Source organism: Shewanella sp. GXUN23E (assembly GCF_050865035.1).
Taxonomy (GTDB): Bacteria; Pseudomonadota; Gammaproteobacteria; order Enterobacterales; family Shewanellaceae; genus Shewanella.
In genome coordinates this window covers 321,136-333,306 of sequence record NZ_JBOZWP010000002.1, presented here as the reverse complement: position 1 = coordinate 333,306, position 12,171 = coordinate 321,136, and the positions used below count along the sequence as shown (strand labels likewise).

5 protein-coding genes are annotated in these 12,171 nt (G+C 50.5%); all 5 read left to right on the top strand.

Annotated elements, in window-relative coordinates; genetic code table 11:
* Positions 1-196 precede the first annotated feature (196 nt).
* The 5 genes from ACRRUX_RS03675 to ACRRUX_RS03655 all read left to right on the top strand — a co-directional run bounded on the left by ACRRUX_RS03675 (position 197) and on the right by ACRRUX_RS03655 (position 12,163).
* Positions 197-2,248 (top strand): DUF1302 domain-containing protein, encoded by a 2,052-nt coding sequence (locus ACRRUX_RS03675; RefSeq protein ID WP_432527265.1) that lies wholly within the window; start codon positions 197-199, stop codon positions 2,246-2,248.
* Between the two features lie 13 nt (positions 2,249-2,261).
* A complete protein-coding gene (locus ACRRUX_RS03670; protein ID WP_432527263.1) occupies positions 2,262-3,626 on the top strand; it encodes a DUF1329 domain-containing protein in 1,365 nt (454 codons plus the stop codon).
* A gap of 55 nt (positions 3,627-3,681) precedes the next feature.
* A complete protein-coding gene (locus tag ACRRUX_RS03665; RefSeq protein ID WP_432527261.1) occupies positions 3,682-4,689 on the top strand; it encodes a YCF48-related protein in 1,008 nt (335 codons plus the stop codon).
* A 49-nt stretch (positions 4,690-4,738) separates the two neighbouring features.
* On the top strand, positions 4,739-7,057 hold the full coding sequence (locus ACRRUX_RS03660; protein WP_432527325.1) for an efflux RND transporter permease subunit: 2,319 nt from the start codon (positions 4,739-4,741) through the stop codon (positions 7,055-7,057).
* A gap of 261 nt (positions 7,058-7,318) precedes the next feature.
* Complete coding sequence (locus tag ACRRUX_RS03655) at positions 7,319-12,163, top strand: NAD-glutamate dehydrogenase (RefSeq protein WP_432527259.1); 4,845 nt, start codon at positions 7,319-7,321, stop codon at positions 12,161-12,163.
* Positions 12,164-12,171 lie beyond the last annotated feature (8 nt).

Sequence of the window (12,171 nt, the reverse complement as noted above, 5' to 3'; positions counted from 1 at the left end):
CTGTTTTTTCAAATATCAGTCCCGAAAATCTCGCCTGATTGACGGGTAAGTGCCCAATTCTTATTAAAATTTTCTGAAATTGCGCCTTGCTCATCATGCTCAATTCCTGTAACAATGGTGTTACCTGTAGGCTAACGAGATGTTGGTTGAAATTCCTATAACAACGAATCCAGGCAGGTTACGGAGATAAGCTAAAATGAAAATTGTTAAAGGCGGATTTAACAAGTCGGCAATAGCATTGGGGGTAGCGTCGGCCATCAGTATCGGGATGATACCCAAAGCCGATGCGTTTTCCTTTAATTGGGGAGATGTCGAGGGTTCGTTTGACTCGACCTGGACGGCTGGCGCGAGCTGGCGGACGGAAGACAGAGACTGGGAATACATAGGGAAGGTGAATCACCCCAGATTCGATTGGACCGGCTATTCCGCTTTCAACAACATTATTTACACTCCGCAGGAGATCTGGGCTCAACCGGGTTCCTACTCCAGCAACAACGATCTGAGTAACCTGCTTTATGCTCAGGGCGATACCACTTCTGAGATTGTCAAAGGTCTGCACGAGTTATCGTTAAAGTATGAGAACTTCGGCTTGTTCGCCAGGGGAATGTATTTTTACGACAACAAGAAAGTTAAAGGCGACTTTGGATACAGTGACCCGCTGACAGGGCTTGACTACGATCCCTGTGCCGATAAAAGGGCAGAAGAGGTAATCTGTAAGGATATTCGCCTGCTTGATGCCTTTGTCTATGGCAATTTTGACCTCAACGATGGTCAGAATCCGTTGTCGGTGAGAGTCGGTAATCAGGTGATTTCATGGGGTGAAAGCACTCTGATCGCCCACGGTATCAGTGTGATTAACCCGGTGGATCTCAATATCCTCAACGCACCGGGCGCAGAATTGAAAGAAGCTTTCCGTCCTCAGGGGATGGTGTGGGCTTCATTGGGGGTGACCGACAGTTTGTCCGTTGAAGCCTTCTATCAGTACGAGTGGAAGCCGATTTGGGTGCCACCGCCAGGGTCGTTTTTCTCTACCAATGATTTTGCCGGTTTTGGTGGCTACTACCAGAACGCGCAGCTGGGTTTCAACGCCAACCCTGATATCAATCTGGATTTCCTCAATGGCGAATATGAACGTCTGGCCGCTATTGTGGCGTCCGGACAAACCGTGCCGACGGAGCAACTGGTTGGTATGGCACTGGCTTATCCGACCAAGGTGACTCTGGTTCAGGATGAACTTGAGCCTGCGGATGATGGCCAGTACGGGGTTAAGTTGGGTTACTACGCACCGGAACTTGGCGAGACAGAGTTTGGTCTGTACTTCATCAATTATCACAGCCGCCGTCCGCTGATCTCCGGGACCACTGCCGATTTTTCAACTGGCACCATATTGAATGACCTGGCGATTGTCGGTCGCAATGCCGGCAATATTGATCGCGATGTGATGCTGCAGCTGGGGAGCTTCTCCAAAGCGCAGATTGTGTATCCAGAAGACATCAAACTTTACGGTTTCAGTTTTAACACTCTGGTGGGGGATACCTCGGTTGCCGGGGAAATTGCCCACCGTCAGGATGAACCTTTGCAGATTGATGATGTGGAATTGTTGTTTGAAGCAATGCCACAACAGCTGGCCAATGCCGGAATCAGACCAGATCTGGATGGCCTGTCTCAATACGGGAAATACATCGGCCCGGTTGGACCGGGTGAATATGCCCAGGGTTATATTCTGCGGGACACCACTCAGGCCCAGATGACGCTGACTCATCTGTTTGGTCCTACGCTGGGGGCTGACAATCTGACTGCATTGGCAGAATTTGGCGGGGTGTGGATCCACGATATGCCAAGCCCGGATGAGTTGCGTCTCAACGGTCCGGGAACTGCACGCTCCGGCGGCAATCCGGATATGCCCGGGATTATTCAGGCTCTTCATAACGGGCCCGAAACCAATCCGTTCCCGACAGATTTTGCCTGGGGTTATCGTCTGGTTGGTAAAGCGGATTATTTCAACGTGTTTGCCGGTGTGAACATGTCCGCCAGAATGATTTTCTCTCACGACGTCAAAGGGATTACCCCTGATCCTATGTTCCTGTTTACCGAAGGTAAAAAATCGGTCGCGCTGGGAGTGAATTTTGATTATCAGAGCCAGTGGGGACTGGATATTTCCTACAACTCCTTCTTTGGTGGCGTAGGAACAACCAACCTGATGTCAGATCGTGACTATGTGTCGTTCAATATCAAGTATTCAATCTAATAAGGACAATAAAATGAAGAAGCTAACGATATTGTCTGCAGCTGTACTGGTTGGATTGGTGTCCGCTGCTGCGGATGCCAAAGTGTCCGGCGCCGATGCTGCCAAATTGGGAACCAGTTTAACGCCTATGGGGGCAGAGAAGGCTGGCAATGCGGATGGTTCTATTCCTGCCTGGGATGGCGGTATCACCAAGCCAGTGGCAGGTTACAAACCGGGTGATCATCATCCGGATCCCTACGCCGAAGATAAAGTGCTTTATACCATTACCAATGCCAACAAAGCCCAGTACAAAGATCTGTTGACGCCGGGTGAGATGAAGTTGTTCGAACTTTATCCTGATACCTTCAAAATGAATGTGTATCCAACCCGCCGCAGCGCGTCCTGGCCACAGTATGTCTATGATGCCACCAAACGTAATGCCAGCACGGCAGAATTGGTCGCCGATGGCAATGGAATCAAAGGCGCCGCTATCGGGGTACCGTTTCCTATCCCGGCCAATGGTCTGGAAGCTATCTGGAATCACATTCTGCGTTTTCGGGGGGTAGATGCCACTACCGAACGAAATCAGGCGGCGCCGACAAAAGGCGGCGATTACACGCTGGTTGAGTTGTCCGAGCAGCTGCGATTTGAATACTCCCGTCCGGAAGCCACACCTGAGCAGCTGGAAAAAGACAATACATTGTTTTATTTCAAGCAAGTTGTGTCTCAACCTGCCCGTCTGGCCGGAACTGCGCTGTTGGTGAAAGAGACCATGGATCAGGAGGCTTTGCCACGTCAGGCATGGACCTACAACACTGGTCAACGTCGGGTACGTAAGGCGCCCAATGTTGCTTTCGACACTCCCGGCACAGTCTCTGACGGTCTGCGTACCACTGATGATTATGATATGTTCAACGGTTCACCTTCACGCTACAACTGGGAACTGGTAGGCAAGAAGGAAATTATCATTCCTTACAATGACTACCGTCTGCACTCAGATAAGGTGAAATACGATGAGATCCTGACACCAGGTCATATCAATCCTGATCTGGTACGTTGGGAAAAACATCGGGTATGGGAAGTGAAGGCGACCCTCAAAGATGGTATGCGCCACGTTTACAAGACACGGGTATTCTACATAGATGAGGACTCATGGCAGGTCGCTGCGACAGATATGTACGACAATCGTGATGAGCTCTACCGTGTTGCCTTTGCTCATAATCTGAATTATTACGAAGTACCTACCCCCTGGAGTACGCTGGAAGTCTTCCATGATCTGCAATCACGCCGTTATCTCGCGATAGGGCTGGATAACGAAGGTCAGATGTATGATTTCAACGCCACTCTGAATGCGTCAGATTTTACCCCTGATGCGCTGCGCCGCAGCGGTATCCGTTAATTCTGGTTGTCACCGGGGCGCCCATCGGGCGCCCTGAAAGTATAAGGAAGTTTGTATGTTGTCCTGCATCCTTCGTGGCGCCTTTGTTGTCAGTGCCCTGGCACTGCTGACCTTGCCGGTACAGGCCACGTCTGTCGATTCTCAAATTCAACCGCTGGCAAAATCTTCCCTGTTGCTCGATCTGGCGCTGGCTCAACATGGTCTGGTGACCGTGGGAGAGCGAGGGCATGTGTTGTTGCAACAGGGCGATACCTGGCAGCAGGTTGGCACACCGGTTGATAGTTTGTTGACTAAAGTATTTTTCCTGGATGGACAGTTGGGCTGGGCCGTTGGTCATGATGCCACTATTTTGCATACCCGTGATGCTGGTGCCACCTGGACACTGCAGAATCAGTCGGTGGAGCTGGAAAAGCCGTTCCTTGACTTACTGTTTTTTAATGAAAACGAAGGTGTTGCTATTGGGGCTTATGGCCTTTTTTATCGCACGCTCGACAGTGGTCAGACCTGGACGGAAGAATTCCATGATGAACTTTTGTTTGAGGAGGATGTGGCTTATCTGAATGACCTCAAAGGACGGGATGAGCAACTCTATCTGAACGAAAGAGCGTTTCTGTTGCCTCACTTCAACAGGTTGCTGCAATTGAATGATGGTCGTCTGTTGTTGCTGGGGGAGCAGGGATTAGTGGCACTGTCAGCTGATCACGGGAAGACCTTTGATGCGCTCGACTTTACCTACGACGGTTCGATGTTCAATGCGATAGAAGCCGGAGATAAGATTTATCTGATGGGGCTGCGCGGACATTTGTTTGTTACCGACAGCCAATTCGAACAATTTGAGCAGGTGGCTTTACCTGTCTCTGCAACGATTAATGGTGCTACCCGGGCAGCTGATGGCAGCGTCTGGTTCGTCGGTAATGCTGGCATGGTGCTCAGAATGTTGCCTTCAGGAGAGGTGCAGGAGTTGGCCAAGCGCCAGGGGGAAAGCATTGTCGCAGTTATCCAGGATAAACAGGGACAATTGTGGCTGTCTGGCACAGCCGGGGTAGTTCAGCTGCAGCAATAAGTCTGCAATCTGCTTTTTCGCCAACAAGAATAACAACAGGGCCTGAATGATGTTAGAAAAATTGGTCAATGGAATTGAGTCTTTTCTGTTTCGGCGGCGTGCCGGTGTCATTTTGCTGTTTGCACTCTGTACGCTGTTTCTCGGGTATCAGGCCAGTCAGCTGCGCATGGATGCTGCCTTCGTCAAAAATATCCCACTCAAGCATGAGTACATGCAAACCTACCTGAAGCACCAACAATCCTTTGGTGGTGCCAACAACATTATGGTGGCGGTCGAAGATACCAGCGGCAATATATTTAACCCTCACTTTTTTGACACGCTCAGAAAAGTGCAGGATCAGTTGTTTTTTATTCCGGGAGTCGATAGGGCGCTGGTGAAGTCCCTCTATTCGCCGTCCACCCGTTTCACTGAAGTGGTTGAGGATGGTTTCGCCGGTGGTCCGGTCATCCCGGCAGATTTTGCCAATACACCAGCGGGACTGGAGATTGTTCGCAACAATATCGAGAAGGCCGGTATTGTTGGGCGGGAAGTGGCGCAGGATTACTCGGCTGCCATGGTGACAGCCCAGTTGATGGATTTTGATCCACAAACTGGGGAGCCTCTGGATACCATCGCTTTTGCTTCCCAGCTCGAAGAGCAACTGAGGGCGCAGTTTGAATCAGATAAAATCCGCATCCACATCATAGGGTTTGCCAAGATGGCCGGGGATGTGGCTGATGGCGCCAAAGGGGTGCTGCTGTTCTTCCTGATCGCTATCTTCATTACCGCCGTGATGGTGTATTTCTTCTCTCACTCAGTAATGTTGACGCTGTTGCCGCTGGTTTGCAGTTTGATCGCGGTGATTTGGCAGCTTGGGCTGCTGACAGTGGTGGGATTTGGATTGGATCCCATGTCGATACTGGTACCCTTTCTGGTCTTTGCCATTGGTGTCAGTCACGGCGTACAGATGATCAATTCGGTGCGCAGACGGGTGATCGATGGTCAGCAAACCAAAGCGGCTGCAGCATCGGCGTTTCGTGCTCTGCTGGTTCCCGGTGGTGTGGCATTGCTGTCAGACACTGTAGGCTTTTTGACATTGCTGGCTATTGATATCGGTATTATCCGTGAGCTGGCGATTTCCGCTTCTCTCGGGGTGGCGGTGATTATTCTGACTAATCTGGTGTTGCTGCCACTGCTTATTTCATACGCCAATTTGCGACAGGATAAACTTGGTGTAGATGCCGCGCGCGATAGCCGGGTGCAGAAAATCTGGTTGGCGCTGTCAAAGTTTGCCACTCCCAAATATGCGGTGGTGGTATTGGTCTGTACGGCGGTGCTGTATGGATTTGGCCTGCAGCAGGCAAATCAGATGAAGATTGGTGATCTGCATGCTGGTGCGCCGGCGCTTCATCAGGACAGCCGTTACAATCAGGATACCTTTTTCATCACCGATCATTTCTCTATTACCACAGACGTGATGACGGTGATTGTCGAGGCTTTTCCTGAAGCCTGTACTTATCATGAGGTACTGTCACAAATTGATGAGTTTGAGTGGCTGGCTGCCAATACGCCCGGTGTTGAGTCAGCTGCCAGTTTGGCATCGGTAGCCAAGAAGGTTAATGCCGGCTTCAACGAAGGTAATCCAAAGTGGCAATTGCTGCCCCGTACCACCGCCAGCCTGGTGCAGGCCATTGGTCGGGTACCGACTACCTCTGGCTTATTAAATGCAGATTGTTCGGTGATGCCGGTTTATCTGTTTCTTAAGGATCATAAAGCCGAAACCATTGAAGTTGTGGTGAACAAGGTGAAACAGCTCGCATCGAAAATGGACAACGAGCAGCTGACATTCAAACTTGCTTCGGGGCCGGTAGGGGTGATGGCTGCGACCAATGAAGCGGTCGCCGATGCACAACTGCCGATGATGATTTATGTTTACGGCGCTGTATTTGTACTGTGTCTTATCAGTTTTAAATCGCTTCGCGCGACGATAGCGGTGATTGTGCCACTGTATGTTGTATCGACTCTGGCTCAGGCTCTGATGACGCAACTGCAGATTGGTCTGGCGGTCAGTACCTTGCCGGTCATCGCGTTGGGGGTTGGTATTGGCGTGGATTACGGCATTTATATTCTGTCGACCATGTCAGCCAAATTGAAAGATGGTATGGCAGTGCAGCAGGCTTATTTTGAAGCGCTGATGGAGCGGGGTAGTGCGGTAATATTTACCGGTCTTACCTTGGCTATTGGTGTGAGTACCTGGTTTTTCTCTGCGCTTAAATTCCAGATGGATATGGGGATCCTGCTCACATTCATGTTCCTGGTAAATATGCTCGGTGCCATTATTATTTTGCCGGCCCTGGCTGCGCTGTTTTGGCGCAGGCGCCAAGTGTAAAAATATAAAGGGAGCTCAGGCTCCCTTTTTGTTTCTGAATAGTTAATCTTTTTTGCTGGCGTTTTTTTCATCCGTTGAACTAAATCCCCGTCAATACTGGATAAATAGAGAATGTCGCTCTAAAATTTTCCTCGAACTAGGACGAATTTAGTAATACACTTCCGACGATGATCTGGGTCACAAATACTGTGATCCGGAGCATGAGTAGGAGCCTGTATATAACGATAAAGCGCTGCCATAGACGCTTAAGGAAACAGCAAAATGGCCTTGAAAGATGCAATGCCCTCAGTACTACTGGAAAACGTAGTCAGTCTCATTCACTCCAAAGTCCCTCACACACAAGCAAAGCAAGTTGAGCAATTCGCCGTTGGCCTCTATTCCCAGATGTCAAAAGAAGATTTGCATCAACGTAATGACAGCGATCTGTATGGCGCTGCCCTCAGTCTGTGGAATTCTCTGAACGCAACCAAGCCCGGCGACAGCCTGCTTAGAGTGTTTAACCCAAGTCAGTCGAAGCACGGCTGGCAGTCTACTCACTCCATTATTGAAATCGTGCACCCGGATATGCCGTTTCTGGTGGATTCCGTCAGCATGGCACTTAACCGCCTGGGGATTACCGCACATATGATGCTGCATACTCCTTTTGCCATTGAGCGAGAGGGTGAGCTGGTAACCAAAATGGGCTCAGTGAATGGTGCGCCGGCGGACGTCGAAAAGGTGGCGGTATTTGCCATTGAAATTGATCGTCAGAGCAGCGCCAAAGACATCAAGTCACTGGAAGATGAATTGCGCTCGGTACTGATGGATGTTGCTGCCTCAGTCAATGACTGGCAGGCCATGTCAAACAAACTAAAACAAACAATTGACTCGCTGCCAAAATCGCCTTTCCCCGGGGAGAAGGCCGAACTTGAGGAAGCTATTGCTTTCCTTGAGTATTTGAACAATCACCATTTTACCCTGTTGGGGTATCGCCGCTACGACCTCAAGCGGGTCGAGGGCGATCTTGAGCTGGTTCCCGATGTCGCCAGCAGTCTGGGCCTGATGAATAAGCCAGGACAGAATCAGCCTGATCATGGTTTGCTGTTATCGACTTTGTCTGAGTCGGCGCGTAAGGAAGCGCTGGATCAGAGCCTGCTGATTCTGACCAAAAGCAGCGCCAAGAGTCGGGTTCACCGTCCTGCCTATGTGGATTACATAGGTATCAAGCGGTTTGACAAGAAAGGTAAGGTGGTCGGTGAAGACCGATTCCTCGGCCTGTACGCATCGAATCTGTATAACCGCAGTCCGCGGGAAATCCCGCTGCTGGCGCAGAAGATCAACCGGGTACTTGAGCTGTCAGGCTTGGCACCCCGCTCCCATGATCACAAGGCGTTGGTCAATATTCTGGAAAATCTGCCAAGAGATGAGCTCATTCAGGCCAGTGTAGATGAGCTTTGGGCACTTGCCCGCGGCGTACTGCAAATGCAGGACAGGGATAAGCTGAAGCTGTTTGTCCGCAAAGACGGATTTGGCCGTTTCTTGTCCTGTATGGTGTATGTGTCCAAAGACAGATACAACACCAAGTTGCGCGAGGATACCCAGCGCATTCTGGCCAAGCATTTTAACAGCGACAAAGAAGTGGAATTTACCACTTATTTCTCCGAGTCAACATTGGCACGGACTCACTACATAGTGAATGTTGATAACAATAATATGGATGTGGATGTGGCAGCGATTGAAACCGATCTGATTGAGGCGGCACGTTCCTGGGAAGACAAACTGTACAGTGCACTCAATACGTCACTGGGTGACGATATGGGTAATCGTCTTGGCAAGAAATACCTCAATGCGTTCCCTCGCAGTTACAAAGAGGATGTTTTCCCGAGTTCTGCGGTTGTGGATATGCAGCAACTGGAGGCTTTGAGTGACAGCAACCAACTGGGAATGTTGTTTTATCAGCCTCAGGAAAACAGCCTGACCGGCAATAAGGTCCGTCTCAAGCTGTTCCACAAGAATGAGCCTATTCATCTGTCTGATGTTCTGCCGATGCTGGAGAATTTCGGCCTGCGGGTGATTAACGAACGCCCCTACGAAATTATCACCGCCGACGGTGAGACTTATTGGATTCTGGACTTCCTGATGACCATCAAGGACGTCAGTTCCACCAATCTGGCAGATTGCCAGGACAGATTCCAGAGTGCGCTGGCCGATGTATGGAACAAACGTCTGGAAGATGACGGCTTCAACCGTATTGTGTTGTCTACCAGCCTGACCGGACGCGAAGTCTCAGTTGTGCGTGCTTACGCCAAGTACATGCGACAGATAGATGCGACTTTCTCTCAGGCATATATTGAAGAAACCTTCAGCCGTTATCCCATGCTGGCAGAGATGCTGGTTAAGATGTTCGTGCGTAAGTTCAATCCCAAGTTGCGTACCCGCACACTGGAAAAACTGCAGGAGCAGGTTGAGCGTCAGCTGGATGATGTGTCCAGCCTGGATGATGACCGCATCATTCGTCGTTATCTGGATCTGATCCATGCCACGTTGCGGACCAACTTCTACCAGACGCTGGAAAATGGTGACTGCAAGCCATACATCTCATTCAAGTTTGCGCCTGAGATGATCCCGGAAATGCCCAAGCCATTGCCAAAGTTCGAAATCTTCGTGTACTCACCAAGAGTCGAAGGGGTCCATCTGCGTGGCGGTAAAGTGGCCCGTGGTGGTCTGCGCTGGTCAGATCGCCGTGAAGATTTCCGTACCGAAGTGCTGGGGCTGGTGAAAGCTCAGCAGGTGAAGAATACAGTGATTGTTCCTGTGGGGGCGAAGGGCGGTTTTGTTTGCAAGCAACTGCCAACAGAAGGCGGCCGTGAAGCCTTCTTCACTGAAGGACAGGAATGTTACCGTCTGTTTATCCGCGGCTTGCTGGATATTACCGACAATATTGTCAATGGTGAAATAAGTGCGCCGGCTGATGTCGTACGCCACGATGAAGACGATCCGTATCTTGTTGTTGCGGCAGATAAAGGGACTGCAACTTTCTCGGATATCGCCAACTCCATCGCGATTGAGTATGGCTTCTGGCTGGGCGATGCCTTTGCGTCCGGTGGCTCCAATGGTTACGACCACAAGAAAATGGGGATTACCGCCAAGGGAGCCTGGGAGTCCGTCAAGCGGCATTTCCGTGAAATTGGTATCGATTGTCAGACCACCGAATTTACCTGTGTGGGCATAGGTGATATGGCCGGTGACGTGTTCGGTAACGGTATGTTGCTGTCTGAACATACCTGTCTGGTGGCGGCATTTAACCATATGCACATCTTTATTGACCCGACACCGGATGCCAAGGCCAGCTACGCTGAACGCAAGCGTATGTTCGAGCTGCCACGCTCAAGCTGGGACGACTATAACCGTGACCTTATCTCCAAGGGTGGCGGTATTTTCCTGCGCAGTGCCAAGTCAATTTCTCTGACACCGGAAATGAAGAAGTTGCTGGATACCGGCAAGGCATCGATGACACCGACAGAGCTCATCAAAGAGTTACTGAAGTCAAAAGTGGATTTGATCTGGAACGGTGGTATCGGTACCTATGTTAAAGCCTCGTCTGAAACCAATGCTGAAGTGGGTGATCGCGCCAATGACGCACTGCGGATCAATGGCAAGGATGTGCGTGCCAAGATTATCGGCGAAGGCGGCAATTTGGGTTGTACTCAGCTTGGACGCATCGAATACGCCTCCAGCGGTGGTCGTTTGAATACCGACTTCGTTGATAACGTGGGCGGTGTGGACTGCTCTGATAATGAAGTGAACATTAAGATCCTGCTCAACAGTCTGGTTGCCGATGGTGAGATGACCATGAAGCAGCGTAACCGCTTGCTTGGCGAAATGACCGAAGAGGTGTCTGACATTGTTCTGCAGGATTGTAAGGATCAGACCCGCTCTATTTCAGTGACTCAGGTTCGTGGCGCCGAAATGCTCAAAGAGCATATCCGCTTTATCCATTATTTGGAAAAAGAGGGCAAACTGGACAGAGCGCTGGAATTCCTGCCTTCGGAAGAAGATTTGGCAGAGCGTATGGCAGCAGGTCGCCCTTTGACCCGTCCTGAATTGTCGGTGTTGGTGGCATACGCCAAGATGGTGCTCAAACAACAGTTGCTGACGCCTGAAATCACCGATGATACTTTCCTCAGTCAATTGCTGATTGCCTACTTCCCCAAAAAGTTGCAAAAGCAGTATGCGGACCGTATGGTAAACCACCCACTGCGGGGCGAAATCATTGCCACCTCTCTGGCCAATGAACTGGTCAATGACATGGGGATGAACTTTGTTCAGCGGATGCAAGATGAGACAGGTGCCACAGTCGCTGAAGCGGCCATCTGTTACACTATTGCACGCGAAGTCTATGGTTTGGCTGAATTAACCAAAGCGATTACTGATCTCAACGGTGTAATTCCTGCGGTAGTACAGGGTGAGATGTTGCATCAGTTGCGCCGTAACCTGCGTCGTTCATGTCGCTGGTTCCTGCGTCACCGCAACCGCAGCATGAGCATCGAACAGACAGTGGCCTTCTTCAAGCCGGTATTCGACGAACTGCGTACCAATGTTCATCAGTTTATGATGGCCGACGAAGTTGCCGCACTGGATGCAGAAGCCAAATCATTGATGCGCGAAGGTGTTCCTGAGTCTGTGGCATCAGTTATTGCCAATATGAGCACCCTGTTCTCTACCCTGGATATCGCTCAGATAGTACAGCAGGAGAACAAGCCTGTTGCACTGGTCGCTGAAACCTACTTCAAGCTCGGTGCCAAGGTCGATCTGCACTGGTTCCTGGAGCAGATCAGTGCTCAACCTGTCAGCAATCACTGGCAGGCGCTGGCTCGGGCAGCATTCCGTGAGGAACTGGACTGGCAACAGCGCTCCCTGACCTCTGTGGTGTTGGGAAGCTGCAGCGAAACCTGCAGTGCTGAGTCCATCATTGCTCAATGGATTGAGGCAAATCAGCCATTGCTGGAGCGTTGGCTCCATATGCTGGCTGACTTCAAGACATCGCAAAGCCACGAATTCGCCAAGTTCTCGGTTGCCTTGCGTGAGCTGAATTTGCTGATCCTTCATTGTGAAGGTCAGAAATAGCCAATAAC

What these genes read in the sequence shown, in the direction of transcription:
- ACRRUX_RS03675 (WP_432527265.1), top strand. Translation starts at nt 197, where the DNA reads ATGAAAATTGTTAAAGGCGGATTTAACAAGTCGGCAATAGCATTGGGG.
- ACRRUX_RS03670 (WP_432527263.1), top strand. Translation starts at nt 2,262, where the DNA reads ATGAAGAAGCTAACGATATTGTCTGCAGCTGTACTGGTTGGATTGGTG.
- ACRRUX_RS03665 (WP_432527261.1), top strand. Translation starts at nt 3,682, where the DNA reads ATGTTGTCCTGCATCCTTCGTGGCGCCTTTGTTGTCAGTGCCCTGGCA.
- ACRRUX_RS03660 (WP_432527325.1), top strand. Translation starts at nt 4,739, where the DNA reads ATGTTAGAAAAATTGGTCAATGGAATTGAGTCTTTTCTGTTTCGGCGG.
- ACRRUX_RS03655 (WP_432527259.1), top strand. Translation starts at nt 7,319, where the DNA reads ATGGCCTTGAAAGATGCAATGCCCTCAGTACTACTGGAAAACGTAGTC.